The sequence below is a fragment of the Pseudoxanthomonas sp. 134C1 genome, assembly GCF_057773065.1.
Window position 1 is genome coordinate 201,956 of the sequence record NZ_JBYMTH010000004.1, and the last position, 14,933, is coordinate 216,888.

Genomic DNA, 14,933 nt, shown 5'->3' on the forward strand with positions numbered 1-14,933 from the left:
GGCATGAAGTCACGCCTATTCCTGTTCTCCGTTTGCCTGGGCCTGCTGGCGGGTTGCGCCACCGCGCCCACGCCGGATGTCCGGCGCGCCGGAGATGCCCCGGGCACCCCGGGTACCGCCCAGACCTCGCCGCTGCAGGAAACCGAGGAGCCCGAAAGCGGTCCCCGCCCGGTGATTCGCCGCGGCAGCGGCCAGATGATCAACCGCGGCGCGGCGGCGGCGCCGATGCCGTCGCTGGGCGGCGCCAGCTCGGGCTCGGCCAGCTTCAACTTCGAAGGCGAGTCCGTGCACGCGGTGGTCAAGGCCATCCTCGGCGACATGCTTGGTCAGAACTACGTCATCGCACCCGGCGTGCAGGGCACGGTCACCCTGGGCACGCCCAAACCGGTTTCGCCGGCGCAGGCGATGACCCTGCTGGAACAGGTCCTCGCGCAGAACAACGCGCGCATGGTCTACAGCGACGGACGCTACAACATCATGCCCGCCGATCAGGCGATGGTCGGCACGGTCGCGCCGCGTACCGGCGGCGCCGCCAACGCGCGCGGCTACGAGGTGCGGGTGGTGCCGCTGCGCTTCATCGGCGCGACGGAAATGAAGAAGGTGCTGGAGCCCTACGCGCGCCCCAACGCCATCGTCAACATCGATACCACCCGCAACCTGATCACCCTGGCCGGCACGCGCACGGAACTCGAGAACTACCTGCGCACGGTCGAGGTGTTCGATGTCGATTGGCTGTCCGGCATGTCGGTGGGCGTGTTCCCGCTGGAAACCGGACAGGCCACCAAGGTCGTCGCGGATCTGGAAAAAGTGTTCGGCGAAGCCAGCAAGACCCCCAGCGCCGGCATGTTCCGTTTCATGCCGCTGGAAGGCGCCAACGCCGTGCTGGTGATCACGCCGCAACCGGCCTATCTGGATCAGATCCAGCAGTGGCTGGAGCGGATCGACAGCGCGGGCGAGGGCGCGCGGCTGTATTCGTACGAGCTGAAGTACATCAAGGCCAAGGATCTGGCGCAGCGGTTGGCGGAAGTGTTTGGTTCCGGCAGCGGAAATCGCGGTGATGGCACTGGCGGCAATGGCAATGCTTCGCTGATGCCGGGAACGGATCCGGTCCAGATCAACGATGGTGGCATGGCCGACCGCAACAGCAGCGTTGATTTCGGCTCTCTTGGCGGTGGCAGCGGCGGAAGCACCGGTGGTGGCGCGGGAGGCGGCAGTCTGAGTCTGGGGCCGCGGTCCGATGGCAACGCCAGCCTGACCCTGCAAATCGACGGTGACCGCGTGGGCGTCGCGGCGGTGGAGGAAACCAATACATTGCTGGTGCGTTCCAGTGCGAGCGCATGGAAATCGATCAGGGAAGTCGTCGAACGGCTCGACGTCATGCCCATGCAGGTCCACATCGAAGCCCAGGTGGCGGAAGTCAAGTTGACCGGCAAGTTGAGCTATGGCGTTTCCTGGTTCTTCGAGAACGCGGTGACCCAGGAGACCGAACCAGCCCTTCCAAGCGCGCTGGGACGCCGCATCTGGGGTTCCATCAGCGGCAGCATTCGTCCGGATACCGGTATCGGCTGGACGTTCCTCGGCAACAATGCGGCCGCCATCATCAGTGCGCTTGACCAGGCCACGGACGTGCAACTGCTCCAGACGCCTTCCTTGTTGATCCGCAACAACGCGGAAGCCACCCTGAATGTCGGTACCCGGATTCCGATAGACTCGGTCACGATCGACAACGGCCAGAACACGAATACCTATTCGCAGGTGCAGTACCTGGATACCGGTACGCTGCTGAAGGTTCGTCCACGCATTGCGCGGGACGGCATGGTATTCCTCGACATCGTCCAGGAACTGAGCGTGCCCGGCTCCCGCCCTGCCACCTGCGGCGGCACCACCGGCCGCTCGTGCAACGTCGACATCGACACACGCAGGATGAAGACCGAAGCCGCCGTGCGCAGTGGGGATACCATCATGCTGGCGGGCTTGATCAGCGATAGTCTCGACAAGGGATCGTCGGGCATACCGGGCCTGAGCAAGATTCCCGTGCTCGGCGCCTTGTTCGGCTCGCAGCGTCAGAACCGCAACCGTCAGGAAGTCATCATTCTGTTGACCCCGACCATCATCCGCGATCCGCAGGAAGCGAGAGACCTGACCGACGAATACGGCCAGCGCTTCCGGGCGATGAAGCCGTTGAACCAGCCCGACACTAAGTGAGCGCAGCCGCAGCCGCCCTGCCCATCATCCTGCTGCCGATAGGCGCGGACGACGACGCACTGGACGCCTGTCTGGGAGCGCTGGAGGCGGGCACGCCCGAGGGAACACGCATCTGGCTCGCCGATGACGCCCAGGCCGGTCCGCGCGGATTGGCCATCGTCGAGCGATGGTTGCAGCGCACGCGCCTGCAGGCCGACTACACCCGCCGGCCGCGTCCGGTCGGAGAGGTCGCGCATCTGGAGGAGATGCTGCGGGCCTGTGGGGACGCCGACGTGGTGGTGCTCGCGCCGGATGCGCAGCCATTGCCGGGATGGCTGCAACAACTGGCGGCCTGTCTTGCGCGCGATGCGTCCATCGCCACCGCAACGCCCTGGTGCAATGCGGGCGAAGCCGCCGCCTGGCCCCGGCTGGGCGAGATTTCAGCGCCGCCCGTGGACGTCGAACGCACCGCGCACGCCTGTGCGGCGATGCCGCCGATGCATCCGGAACTCCCCGCGGGCATCGCCCATGCGGTCGCGATCCGCGGCAGCGCGCGCAAGCGCGCCGGTGGGTTGGACGCCAGCAGCTACGCATCGTGGTATGCGGCGCTGATTGACCTGTCGTTGCGGCTGTCCGGGCTGGGCTGGCGCAACGCGCTGTGCGAGACCGCCTTCGTGGCGCGGGGCGGCGAAGGCTTGCCCGCCGACGGCGACATGGACACCATCAACGCGCGCTGGCCGGCCTGGCACGCGCGGCTGGCGAATTTCCTGATGGAGGATCCGGTGCGCGGCCTGCGCGAACAGCTGACGTCGCTTTATCTGGAGGCCGGCACGCCGGAGCCGCAACGTGAACTCTTCGACTGATTCGCGCGCGATCGCCGCGATCGTCGTCACCCACGAAAGCGCCAGCACCATCGACGATTGCCTGCAACGCCTGCGCGATGCGGCGGATGTGGCGGAAATCCGGGTCGTGGACAACGCCTCCAGCGATGACACGGTCAGCGTGGTCCAGCGCCATGCGCTGGCGGATCCGCGGGTGCGATTCGTCGCCAATCCGGACAATCCGGGCTTCTCGGTCGGCTGCAACCAGGGCGCGGACGACTCGGCATCGCCATGGCTGGCGTTCGTGAATCCGGATCTGCAGGTGCTGCCGGACACGCTGACCCGGTTGCGGGACCTGGCGGTGGGCACCGGCGGGGAAGCCTTGCTGGGCGCGGATCTGGTGGACGAAGCGGGCGTGAGGGACACCGCCGCGCGTCGCCGCGATCCCGACTTTGGCGCCATGCTGACCGCGCCGGGCGCCGCCTCGCGCCTGGGCGTCGAGGTGGATGACACACTGGTGCTGCAACCGCTGGACGCGCTGTCCGGCGCGCTGATGGTGATGCCGCGTGCGCTGTTCCGGCGCATCGGCGGATTCGATGAGGGCTATCGCCTGCACGCCGAGGATCTGGATCTGTGCCGGCGCGCGCGCGGGGTTGGCGCGCTGGTGGCCGTCGCCAACGGAGTGCGCGTGGTGCATATCCGCGGTGTGTCCAGTCGCGCGCGGCCGTTCTTCGTGGAATGGCACAAGCATCGTGGCCTGTGGCGGTACTTCGGCAAGTTCGAGGCCAGCCGTCGCGGCGCGGGAGTACGCATCGGCGTGTTCGGAGCGATCTGGGCGCATTTCGCGGTGGTTGCACTGAAGCTGCTGTTCCGTCTGCGCTGAGGATCGCCGCCGCCTCCACGGCGGTCTGGATGCCGGGCGCGACGCGCGCGTGGAGTATGCTGGCGATGCTCCCGCGCGGCCTGGCCCGATGATCATCACTTCACTGCTCGATACCGATCTCTACAAGTTCACGATGATGCAGGCTGTCCTGCATCACTACCCGGCCGCGCAGGTGCAGTACCGCTTCAAGTGCCGCACGCCGGGGATTCCGCTGGCGGATTGCCTCGATGCGATTTCCGCGGAGATCGACGCGCTGTGCACGTTGCGTTTCCGGGCCGATGAACTGGACTACCTGCGCGGGCTTCGTTTCATCAAGTCCGACTTCGTCGATTTCCTCGGCCTGTTCCACCTGGACCGCAAGTACATCCAACTGCGTGCCTCGCCGACGGTGCCCGGGGAAATCGAGCTCGACATCGCCGGGCCGTGGCTGCACACCATCCTGTTCGAGGTCCCGCTGCTGGCCATCATCAACGAGGTCTGGTTCCGCCAGGCCGGACAGGCCGATACCGGAGAAGGCGAGCGTCGTCTGGACGTCAAGATCGCCCGCCTGCGCGAGGGCGGCGACGATTGCGTCATCGCCGACTACGGCACGCGCCGTCGTCACTCGCGGGATTGGCATGCGCGCGTGCTGCCGATGCTCAGGACCGGCCTGGGCGCGCAGTTCGTCGGCACCAGCAACGTGTACTTCGCACGCGAATACGGCATGACTCCGCTGGGCACGATGGCGCACGAGTGGCTCCAGGCGTTCCAGGCACTGGGGCCGCGCCTGCGCGATTCGCAGGCGGTCGCCTTCGACATCTGGGCCAAGGAATATCGCGGGGATCTGGGTATCGCGCTGTCGGACGTGGTCGGGTTGAAGGCGTTCCTGCGGGATTTCGACCTGTACTTCTGCAAGCTGTTCGACGGCATGCGCCACGATTCCGGCGATCCGTTCGCCTGGGGCGAGGCCATCCTCGCGCACCTGGAGCGCATGCGCATCGACCCGTTCGGCAAGACGCTGGTGTTCAGCGATGGCCTGGACGTCGAGAAAGTGCTGAGGCTGCATGAGCGTTTCAGCGGCCGATGCCGCCTCGCGTTCGGCATCGGCACCAATCTGACCAACGACCTCGGCCCGACCCCGCTGCAGATCGTCATCAAGATGATCCGCTGCAACGGCCAACCGGTCGCCAAGCTGAGCGATTCGCCCGGCAAGAGCATGTGCGAGGACGAAGGCTACGTGCGCTATCTGCGGCAGGTGTTCGAACTGCCGGAAGCGGAGGAAACCCCATGATCCATCCCATCCTGAAAATGGGCGATCCGCGGTTGCTGAAGATGGCACGGCCCGTGGAGCGTTTCGACACGCCGGAACTGCATGCGTTGATCGCCGACATGTTCCAGACCATGGCTTCGGCCGGCGGCGTCGGCCTGGCGGCGCCGCAGATCGGCGTGGACCTGCAACTGGTCATCTTCGGCTTCGACAACAGCGATCGCTATCCGGATGCGCCGCCGGTGCCGCGCACCATCCTGCTCAATCCGGTCATCGAGCCGTTGTCCGAGGAGATGGAGGATGGTTGGGAAGGTTGCCTGTCGGTGCCGGGTCTGCGCGGCGTGGTGCCGCGCCATCGCGCCATCCGCTATCGCGGTTTCGACCCGCAGGGAAATCCGATCGACCGGGAGGCGGAGGGCTTCCATGCGCGGGTGGTGCAGCACGAATGCGACCACCTGATCGGCCGGTTGTATCCCTCGCGCATCCGCGACTTCAGCCAGTTCGGTTACACCGAGATCCTGTTTCCCGGTTTGCAGGGCGACGACTGAGCAAGCGGTGCCGACGGCCCTCGCAGGACCCGTTGCTCAGCGCAGCGCGTAGCGCAGGATGAACAGTCCCGCCACCAGCCACACCGCAGGGTGCACCTCGCGCCAGCGACCGGTACCAAGCTTGAGCGCGGCGTAGGCGATGAAACCGAAGGCCAGCCCATTGGCGATCGAATAGGTGAACGGCATCGCCAGCGCGCACAGCGCCGCCGGCACCGACTCGGTCAGGTCGCTCCAGTCCACGTCGACCAGTTCGCGCAGCATCAGGCCGGCCACGTAGAGCAGCGCCGGCGCGGTGGCGTATCCCGGCACCATCGCAGCCAATGGCGAGAACAGCAGGGCGACCAGGAACAGCAGGGCCACCACCAGTGCGGTCAGGCCGGTGCGTCCGCCGACCTGCACCCCGGACGCGCTTTCGGCGTAGGCGGTGGTGCTGCTGGTGCCCAGCAGCGAGCCGGCGATGATGGCGCCGCTGTCGGCGAGCAGCGCGCGGCCGAAGCGTTTCTGCCCGTCGGGGAGTTTCAGCAGGCCGGCGCGCCCGGCGACACCGTAGAGGGTACCGGTGGCGTCGAACACTTCCACCAGCACGAACACCAGCACCACCTGCAACAGCACCGCCACCGGCGTGCCGTCGTCGCGATGCAGCAGGCCGGGCAGATCCAGTTGCAGCCAGGTCGGTGCCAGGCTGGGCGGCGCGGCGACGATGCCCTGGTAATCCACATAGCCGAGCAGGCCGGCGAACGCGGTCACCACCAGGATGCCGATCAGGATCGCGCCACGCACGCCGCGCGCTTCCAGCACCGCGATCAGCAGGAAGCCGCCGAGCGCCAGCAGCGGTTCGTGCGAATGCAGCGTGCCCAGCGCGACCAGCGTGTCCGGATTGCCGACGATGACCTGTGATTTCTGCAGCGCGATGATCGCCAGGAACAGCCCGATGCCGGCGACGATCGCCGCGCGCAGCGACGGCGGAATGCCGGCGACCAGCCAGGCGCGCACGCCGGTCAGGCTGAGCAGCAGGAACACCAGGCCGGAGATGAACACCGCCGCCAGCGCCTGCTGCCAGGGCAGGCCGGCCGCGCCGACCACGGTGAAGGCGAAGAATGCGTTCAGACCCATGCCCGGCGCCATCCCGACCGGGAAGTTCGCCGCGAACGCCATGATCAGCGAGCCCAGCGCCGCCGCCAGACAGGTGGCGACGAACACCGCGCCCGCATCCATGCCGGTGGTCGAGAGGATTTCCGGGTTGACGAAGACGATGTAGGACATCGTCAGGAAGGTGGTGGCGCCGGCCAGCAACTCGGTGCGGACGGTCGTGCCGTGCTCGCGCAGACGGAACAGGCGATCGATGTGCATGGGGCTACCTCTTCGTCCGGGGCAGGGTACCGCAGGCGCGTGTTTGCGCGTTGGGTACGGCGGGCCGGCGTGCGGGGATGAAAAAAGAAGGGCCGGATTCGGGGGAATCCGGCCCTTCGGGACTTACCGCCGGTGGGCGATGGCTCCCCGCCCGCGCGGGGAGGACGATTCGACAAGGCCGTGGCCGTTGCCGGCCGCGGGTCGAATCGTCACTTCAATGCCTTGAAGCGAAGGCGATGCGGCTGCGCGCCCTCGGCGCCGAGGCGCCGTTTCTTGTCTTCCTCGTACTCGCGGTAGTTGCCCTGGAAGAACTCCACGTGCGAGTCGCCTTCGAAGGCGAGGATGTGGGTGGCGATGCGATCCAGGAACCAGCGATCATGCGAGATGACGAAGGTGTTGCCGGGGAATTCCAGCAACGCGTCTTCCAGCGCGCGCAGGGTTTCGATATCCAGATCGTTGGACGGTTCGTCGAGCAGCAGCACGTTGCCGCCCTGCAGCAGGGTCTTGGCCATGTGCAGGCGGCCACGCTCACCGCCGGACAGCGAGCCGACCAGCTTCTGCTGGTCCTGGCCCTTGAAGTTGAAGCGGCCGATGTAGGCGCGCGACTGGATTTCCACACCGTTGATGTTGAGGATGTCCAGGCCGCCGGAAACTTCCTGGAACACGTTGTGGTTGCCTTCCAGCTTGTCGCGGCTCTGGTCCACGTACGCCAGCTTGACGGTCGGGCCGATGTTGATCGTGCCGGAGTCGGGCTTCTCCTGTCCGGTGATCATCTTGAACAGGGTCGACTTGCCGGCGCCGTTCGGACCGATGATGCCGACGATGGCGCCGGCCGGAACCAGGAAGCTCAGGTCATCGATCAGCAGGCGGTCGCCGAACTTCTTGGAGACGTTCTTGAACTCGATGACGCTGTTGCCCAGGCGCTCGCCCGGCGGGATGAAGATTTCGTTGGTCTCGTTGCGCTTCTGGTAGTCGACCGACTGCAGCTCGTCCAGGCGGGCCAGGCGGGCCTTGCCCTTGGAGCGTCCGCCCTTGGCGTTCTGGCGCGACCATTCCAGTTCCTTGGCGATCGCCTTCTGGCGCGCCTTTTCCTGGTTCTCTTCCTGCTTCAGGCGCTCTTCCTTCTGCACCAGCCAGTCGGTGTAGTTGCCCTTCCACGGAATGCCGCGGCCGCGATCCAGTTCCAGGATCCACTCGGCGGCGTTGTCGAGGAAGTAGCGATCGTGGGTGACCGCCACCACGGTGCCGGTGTAGCGGGCCAGGAACTGTTCCAGCCATTCCACCGACTCGGCGTCCAGGTGGTTGGTCGGTTCGTCGAGCAGCAGCATGTCCGGCTTCTGCAGCAGCAGGCGGCACAGCGCGACGCGGCGCTTCTCGCCGCCGGACAGCTTGCCGACGATGGCCTCCCACGGCGGCAGGCGCAGCGCATCGGCGGCCACTTCCAACTGCTGTTCCAGCATGTGCGCGTCACCGGCGGCGAGGATCGCCTCCAGGCGCTGCTGCTCGGCGGCCAGCTTGTCGAAATCGGCGCCTTCCTCGGCGTAGGCGGCATACACGGCGTCCAGCGCGGCTTGTGCCTGCAGCACTTCGCCGACGCCTTCCTCGACCGCTTCGCGCACGGTCTTGTTCGGATCCAGCTCCGGTTCCTGCGCCAGGTAGCCGACCTTGATGCCGGCCTGCGGGCGTGCCTCGCCCTGGAAGTCGGTGTCCACGCCGGCCATGATTTTCAGCACGGTGGACTTGCCGGCGCCGTTGAGGCCCAGCAGGCCGATCTTGGCGCCGGGGAAGAACGACAGCGAGATGTCCTTGATGATCTGGCGCTTGGGAGGAACGATCTTGCTTACACCGTTCATGGTGTAGATGTATTGCGACATGGGGCTCTCCGGAACCGGGACGCGCCGAGCCCGGCCGGATGGCCTGGGACAGGGCGGGAAGATGGGGATTATCCCGCAGGGTGGGGGCGGGTTGCCAGCGCGGAAGGGCCCGGCCGGGCTTCCCGCGCCAGCCGTTCAGGCCGGGAACCGCCGGACCCGGCGGAGCGGAAACGCCGGGGCCGGCTCAGATCCAGATGATCAGGGCCACCACCAGCGCCACGCCCAGGTATTTGAGCGTGTAGTACAGCCCCTTGCTGCGCTCGCGCAGGGCCTTGCTCTTCAGGCGCAGGGCGTAGAAGTACTTGAAGGCCCGGTTGAAACCGCCCGTCTTGTCGCCTTCCTGGTTGGGCGAGGCGCCCGCGGCGATCAGATTGCGGGCGATGAAGCGGTTGAGCGCCGCCGCCCAGCGGTACTTCATCGGCCGCTCGATGTCGCAGAACAGGATGATCCGGTTGCCGGTGCTGTCGTTGCGGGCGCTGTGGATGTAGGTCTCGTCGAACATGGTCCATTCGCCGTCGCGCCAGCTGTAGCGCTGGCCGTCGACGTCGATGAAGCAGGCATCGTCGTTGGGGGTTTCCAGGCCCAGGTGCAGGCGCAGCGAGCCGGCGTACGGATCCCGGTGCGGTCGCAGCTCGCTGCCCGGTGGCAGCTCGGTGAACATGGCCGCCTTCACCCCCGGCAGATCGCGCAGCAGCGCGGTGGTGGCCGGGCACAGCTCGGCGGCCGAAGGATGGGCGTCGTCGTACCACTTCAGGTAGAAGCGCTTCCAGCCGCGCCGGAAGAAGGAATTGAAGCCGACATCGGTATAGCCGTCGGCGGCCTTGATCTGCTGCATTTCGCGCAGGTGCCGGGCCTCGGCGCGGATTTCCCGCCAGCGGGCCCGCAACGGCGCCAGTTCGGGAAAGTGCCGGTCCGGGTCCAGGAACGGGGTGGTCGGCACCCGCGAGCAGGCATACATCAGCACGTTGATCGGGGCCATGAAGGTGGAGTGGTCCAGCAACTGTCGGCCAATCCGGTGGCGCACGCGTCCGCGGAAGTGCACGTAGACGGCACTGGCGACGAACAGGAAAACGAGAACCCATTTCACGGTCGGGGGTATCCAGGGGGGGTGGGACCGGCTGGCGGGGCGCTGGCGGGTCGGGCAAATCGGCCCATTGTCGGGCAGAACGGGCCTGGCGGCATCTTTCGAGTTGGCCGCCATACGCCCGTGGGCTAATATTTCAAGTCTTGCCCCGACCGCCTGAACGCCGGTGCGCCGGTACGGCCGGGTCTCATCCTTTCTTCAGCTTGCCATCCGAGGCCGCGAATGTTCCCCAGCACCACCCGTATTGCCGGATTCGATGACGAACTCGCCCAGGCCATCGCCGCCGAGGCCCGCCGCCAGGAGGACCACGTCGAGCTGATCGCCAGCGAGAACTACGCCAGCCCGCGGGTGATGGAAGCCCAGGGCAGCGTGCTGACCAACAAGTACGCCGAAGGCTACCCCGGCAAGCGCTATTACGGCGGCTGCGAGTACGTCGACATCGCCGAACGACTGGCGATCGACCGGGTCAAACAGCTGTTCGGCGCCGACTACGCCAACGTGCAGCCGCATTCCGGCTCGCAGGCCAACCAGGCGGTCTATTTCGCGCTGCTGCAGCCGGGCGACACCATCCTGGGCATGTCGCTGGCCCACGGTGGCCACCTGACCCACGGCGCCAAGGTCAATGCCTCGGGCAAGCTGTTCAACGCCGTGCAGTACGGCGTCAACGACCAGGGCCTGATTGATTACGACGAAGTCGAGAAGCTGGCGCTGGAGCACAAGCCGAAGATGGTGGTGGCCGGTTTCTCCGCCTATTCGCAGGTGATCGACTGGGCGCGCTTCCGCACCATCGCCGACAAGATCGGCGCCTACCTGTTCGTGGACATGGCGCACGTGGCCGGCCTGGTGGCCGCCGGCGTGTATCCGAACCCGCTGCCGCATGCCCACGTGGTCACCTCGACCACCCACAAGACCCTGCGCGGCCCGCGCGGCGGCATCATTTTGGCCAAGGGCGCCGGCGAGGACATCGAGAAGAAGCTGCAGAGCATCGTGTTCCCGGGCATCCAGGGCGGTCCGCTGATGCATGTCATCGCCGCCAAGGCGGTGGCCTTCAAGGAAGCGCTGGAGCCGGAGTTCGCCGCCTACCAGGCGCAGGTGGTGAAGAACGCGCAGGCGATGGCCGCGACCATCATCCAGCGCGGCTACAAGATCGTTTCCGGCGGCACCCAGAACCACCTGATGCTGGTCGACATGATCGGCAAGGGCATCACCGGCAAGGCCGCCGAGGAGGCGCTGGGCAAGGCGCACATCACCGTCAACAAGAACGCCGTGCCCAACGATCCGCAGAAGCCGTTCGTGACTTCGGGCCTGCGCATCGGCACCCCCGCGGTGACCACCCGCGGCTACAAGGAAGCCGACTGCGTGGCCCTGGCCAACTGGATCTGCGACGTGCTGGATGCGCCGAACGACGACAAGGTCATCACCGGCGTGCGCGAGAACGTCACCCTGCAGTGCCGCCAGTTCCCGGTCTACGGCTGATCGACTGACCAAGCGCCGCCATCGCGATGATGGCGGCGCGCGCTGGCCCGGCCGTAAGCGGCGCCATTTTTCCGCCGTTCCGTGGAGCCCGCCACCCGATGGCCCGGGCGGATCGTGACCGCGGGCGGCAGCGGCAGTACACTCATGCGTTCGGGCGGAGTCCCTGCCCCTCGCCGCCGCTTCCCGGGGCGGAAAGCCCCAGAGCCGATGCACTGCCCCTTCTGCCAGCACACCGATACCCGCGTCATTGACTCGCGCGTCTCCGAAGACGGTGCGACGATTCGTCGCCGGCGCGAATGCGAGGCCTGCGGCGAGCGCTTCAGCACGCTGGAGAACATCGAAATCAAGCTGCCCGCGGTCATCAAGAGCGATGGCCGCCGGGATGCGTTCGACGCGCGCAAGCTGCGCGCCGGTTTTGATCGCGCGCTGCAGAAGCGTCCGGTCTCCGAGGAGCAGATCGAGGCGGCGGTGCGCGCGGTCGTGCACAGCATCCGCATGAGCGGCGAGCGCGAAATCCCGTCGCGCCGGATCGGCGAGTTCGTGATGAACGAACTGCGCAAGCTCGACCACGTCGGCTACGTGCGTTTCGCATCGGTCTATCGAAGCTTCGAGGACGTGGCCGATTTCCGCGAGGAAATCGAGAAGCTCGAGCGCGACCTGCCGGCCGGTGCCGGCCAGCTGTCGTTGCTGGGCGGCGAAGTCGTGCCCTTCGACAAGAATCTCGACAAGCACAAGAAGCGCTGAGCCATGCGGATCGAATGGATTGGACGCTGTCCGCAGCACGTGGCGGCGCTGGCGCGCTGGCATCATGCCGAGTGGGGGGAGCTGTACGACGACTGGACCCTGCCGGTGGCGACCGCCGAGCTGGAAGACCACACCCGTCGCGAATCACTGCCGACCACGCTGGTGCTGATGGATGGCGACACCCTGCTGGGTTCCGTCAGTCTGCTGCTGGAAGACGCGCCCGAGCTGCAGGATCGTGGCAGTCCCTGGCTGGCCAGCCTGTTCGTGTCGCCGGACGCGCGTGGACACGGAGGCGGCAAGCAACTGGTGGAGGCGGCCGTGGCGCATGCGGCGTCGCAGGAAGTGGAACGCCTGCGCCTGTTCACCCTCTGGCACGAGGACTTCTATGCCGGGCTCGGCTGGGAGCTGGAGGAACGCGCGCAGCTGCATGGCGTCCCGGTGAGCATCATGGGCATCGTGCCCGCGCGTCGCATCGCGGAGCCGGCGCCGTCCCTCCCACCCCTCATCCGAACCACGGGAAACCGGGCATGACCGATACCGCCGCCTTCACCGCCACCGATCATGCGCTGATGGCGCAGGCCCTGCGCCTGGCCGAGCGCGGCGCCTACACCACGCGACCCAATCCGATGGTGGGCTGCGTCATCGCCCACGGCGACGAAGTCGTCGGGGAAGGCTGGCACCAGCGGGCGGGCGAGCCGCACGCGGAAGTATTCGCATTGCAGGCGGCAGGCGAACGCGCCAAGGGCGCGACCGTCTACGTGACCCTGGAACCCTGCGCGCACACCGGCCGCACCGGTCCCTGCGCGGAAGCCTTGATCGCCGCCGGTGTCGGCCGGGTGGTGGCGGCGATGCGGGATCCGTTCCCGCAGGTGGATGGAGCGGGCTTCGACAAGCTGCGCGCCGCCGGCATCGCGGTGCAATCCGGTCTGCTGGAAGCGCAGGCGCGCCAGCTCAATCGCGGCTTCCTGTCGCGGATCGAGCGTGGCCGGCCGTTCGTGCGGGTCAAGCTGGCGACCAGCCTGGACGGGCGCACCGCGATGGCCAATGGCGATTCCAAATGGATCAGTGGCGACGCCTCGCGCCTGGACGTGCAGCGCTGGCGCGCCCGCGCCGGCGCGATCCTGACCGGCGCCGGCACCGTGCTGGCCGACGATCCCTCGCTCACCGTGCGGCTGGAGGATGGCACCCCGTTCGTGCCGCCGCTGCGGGTGGTGCTGGACCCGGGGCTGGCGACGATTGCGCGCGGCCGGGTCCGCGAGGGCGACGCGCCGACGCTGTACATCCATACCGCCGACGCCAAGCCGCCACGCGAAATCGCCGCGCAGCGCGCGGTGGCGCCGGCCGATGGCAGCAATTTCGATCTGCGCGCGGTGCTGGAACTGCTGGGTGCGCGCGGCATCAACGAGGTCCAGGTGGAGGCGGGCGCGACCCTCGCCGGTGCCTTCATCGCCGCGGGCCTGGCCGATGAGATCCTGCTCTACGTCGCGCCGGTGCTGCTGGGCGACCAGGCGCGGCCGCTGTTCGCCGGCCTGGGCATCCACAACATGACCGAGCGTGCGCACCTGAAGATTGTCGACGCGCGCGCGATTGGCCAGGATCAGCGCATCCTCCTGCAACCCGCGCCCGCCGCCTGAGCCAGCCCCGATCATGGCCGCCTTCAAGGATCATTTCTCGGCGCTCGCCGATACCTACGCCAGCTCGCGTCCGACCTATCCGGATGCGTTGTATGACGCCATCGCCACGGTGGTGCCGGCGAGCGCGCGGGTATGGGAGCCGGGATGCGGCAGCGGCCAGGCGACTCGTGGCCTGGCCGGCCGCTTCGCCCATGTCCATGCCACCGACCCGAGTGCTGCCCAGATCGCGCGCCACTGGGCGCAGCGGGAACCGACGGGCAACGTGACCGTGGCGGTCGAACTGGCCGAAACGCCCTCGCTGGCCGACGCCAGTGTCGAATTGATCGCGGTGGCGCAGGCGCTGCACTGGTTCGACCGGCACGCGTTCTTCGCCAGTTGCGAGCGCGTGCTGGCGCCTAGTGGCGTGCTGGCGGCCTGGACCTATCAGGACATCGTGTTTTCCGACGATCTGGCCGAGGTGGCCGAAGCCGTGCGCGACGACATCGATCCGTACTGGCCGCCGGAGCGCAACGACGTGGACGTGGGCTACACCGGCTACGACTGGCCGTTCGCGGCGCTGCCGGCGCCGGATGATCTATGGCTGACCGCCGACTGGACCCTGCCGCAACTGCTGGGCTATTTCGCCAGTCTGTCGGCGACGGCGTGTTTCCAGGCCGCCACCGGCCGCGACGCGATCGAAATCCATGGCCCCGAATTGGCCGCCGCGTGGGGCGATCCCGAACGCGTGCGACGGATGCGCTGGCCGCTTGTCCTGCATCTCCGGCGCAAGCCGGCCTGATCGGGATCGCCTGGCGGGAAACGGCCCGCCGCGAGCGTTCCATTCACGCGCCGGCGCGACGCTGTGTTCGACCGGGGGCGCCGGAGCGGGGTGCTACAATGCGCGCGCCGGTTCGCCGGCAACCAACGACGTCTTCAGGGCGGGGCGAAACTCCCCACCGGCGGTAGGTGCGCAAGCACGAGCCCGCGAGCGCCTCCGGCCCTGCCGGAGGGTCAGCAGACCCGGTCCAATGCCGGGGCCGACGGTTACAGTCCGGATGAAAGAAGACGGCAAACGCGGGGCGTCGCGCGAGCGATGGCCTGCGCCTGCCT

The 14,933-nt window shown here is 67.5% G+C and carries 13 protein-coding genes and 1 riboswitch; of the genes, 10 read left to right on the forward strand and 3 right to left on the reverse strand.

The features are described from left to right. Nucleotides 1-3 precede the first annotated feature (3 nt). The 5 genes from gspD to def all read left to right on the forward strand — a co-directional run bounded on the left by gspD (nucleotide 4) and on the right by def (nucleotide 5,682). Nucleotides 4-2,205, forward strand: a complete 2,202-nt coding sequence (gene gspD / locus AC3DEZ_RS10185; protein WP_488388105.1) for a type II secretion system secretin GspD — start codon at nucleotides 4-6, stop codon at nucleotides 2,203-2,205. Continuing rightward, nucleotides 2,202-3,047 carry a glycosyltransferase family 2 protein gene (locus tag AC3DEZ_RS10190; RefSeq protein WP_488388106.1) on the forward strand — a complete coding sequence of 282 codons (846 nt, stop codon included), beginning with the start codon at nucleotides 2,202-2,204 and terminating at the stop codon, nucleotides 3,045-3,047. The genes gspD and AC3DEZ_RS10190 overlap by 4 nt, the downstream gene beginning before the upstream one ends. Beyond that, the gene (locus AC3DEZ_RS10195) at nucleotides 3,031-3,888 is read left to right on the forward strand and encodes a glycosyltransferase family 2 protein (RefSeq protein ID WP_488388107.1); all 858 of its coding nucleotides are present in this window, start codon (nucleotides 3,031-3,033) and stop codon (nucleotides 3,886-3,888) included. Before AC3DEZ_RS10190 ends, AC3DEZ_RS10195 begins: the two co-directional genes overlap by 17 nt. An 88-nt stretch (nucleotides 3,889-3,976) precedes the next feature. After that, a complete protein-coding gene (gene pncB / locus AC3DEZ_RS10200; RefSeq protein ID WP_488388108.1) occupies nucleotides 3,977-5,158 on the forward strand; it encodes a nicotinate phosphoribosyltransferase in 1,182 nt (393 codons plus the stop codon). Beyond that, nucleotides 5,155-5,682, forward strand: a complete 528-nt coding sequence (def, locus tag AC3DEZ_RS10205) for a peptide deformylase (protein ID WP_488388109.1) — start codon at nucleotides 5,155-5,157, stop codon at nucleotides 5,680-5,682. Before pncB ends, def begins: the two co-directional genes overlap by 4 nt. A gap of 36 nt (nucleotides 5,683-5,718) precedes the next feature. Here the strand turns inward: def and AC3DEZ_RS10210 are convergent, their stop codons facing one another. From AC3DEZ_RS10210 to lpxO, 3 genes are all read right to left on the reverse strand, one after another. Beyond that, nucleotides 5,719-7,032 (reverse strand): NCS2 family permease, encoded by a 1,314-nt coding sequence (locus tag AC3DEZ_RS10210; protein WP_488388110.1) that lies wholly within the window; start codon nucleotides 7,030-7,032, stop codon nucleotides 5,719-5,721. 209 nt (nucleotides 7,033-7,241) lie between these two features. Further along, nucleotides 7,242-8,906 carry an energy-dependent translational throttle protein EttA gene (gene ettA / locus AC3DEZ_RS10215; protein WP_488388111.1) on the reverse strand — a complete coding sequence of 555 codons (1,665 nt, stop codon included), beginning with the start codon at nucleotides 8,904-8,906 and terminating at the stop codon, nucleotides 7,242-7,244. Nucleotides 8,907-9,090: 184 nt separating this feature from the next. Continuing rightward, on the reverse strand, nucleotides 9,091-9,993 hold the full coding sequence (gene lpxO, locus AC3DEZ_RS10220) for a lipid A hydroxylase LpxO (RefSeq protein ID WP_488388112.1): 903 nt from the start codon (nucleotides 9,991-9,993) through the stop codon (nucleotides 9,091-9,093). 219 nt (nucleotides 9,994-10,212) lie between these two features. Here lpxO and glyA point away from each other — a divergent pair, with 219 nt between their 5' ends. The 5 genes from glyA to AC3DEZ_RS10245 all read left to right on the forward strand — a co-directional run bounded on the left by glyA (nucleotide 10,213) and on the right by AC3DEZ_RS10245 (nucleotide 14,622). After that, a complete protein-coding gene (gene glyA / locus AC3DEZ_RS10225) occupies nucleotides 10,213-11,466 on the forward strand; it encodes a serine hydroxymethyltransferase (protein WP_488388113.1) in 1,254 nt (417 codons plus the stop codon). A 207-nt stretch (nucleotides 11,467-11,673) separates the two neighbouring features. Further along, the gene (gene nrdR / locus AC3DEZ_RS10230) at nucleotides 11,674-12,210 is read left to right on the forward strand and encodes a transcriptional regulator NrdR (RefSeq protein WP_183639066.1); all 537 of its coding nucleotides are present in this window, start codon (nucleotides 11,674-11,676) and stop codon (nucleotides 12,208-12,210) included. Between the two features lie 3 nt (nucleotides 12,211-12,213). Further along, the gene (locus tag AC3DEZ_RS10235) at nucleotides 12,214-12,741 is read left to right on the forward strand and encodes a GNAT family N-acetyltransferase (RefSeq protein ID WP_488388114.1); all 528 of its coding nucleotides are present in this window, start codon (nucleotides 12,214-12,216) and stop codon (nucleotides 12,739-12,741) included. Further along, entirely contained in the window at nucleotides 12,738-13,844 is a 1,107-nt protein-coding gene (ribD, locus tag AC3DEZ_RS10240) for a bifunctional diaminohydroxyphosphoribosylaminopyrimidine deaminase/5-amino-6-(5-phosphoribosylamino)uracil reductase RibD (RefSeq protein WP_488388115.1), read from the forward strand. Before AC3DEZ_RS10235 ends, ribD begins: the two co-directional genes overlap by 4 nt. 13 nt (nucleotides 13,845-13,857) lie before the next feature. Next, on the forward strand, nucleotides 13,858-14,622 hold the full coding sequence (locus AC3DEZ_RS10245) for a class I SAM-dependent methyltransferase (protein WP_488388116.1): 765 nt from the start codon (nucleotides 13,858-13,860) through the stop codon (nucleotides 14,620-14,622). A gap of 126 nt (nucleotides 14,623-14,748) precedes the next feature. After that, nucleotides 14,749-14,894, forward strand: a riboswitch (FMN riboswitch). Nucleotides 14,895-14,933: the final 39 nt, after the last annotated feature.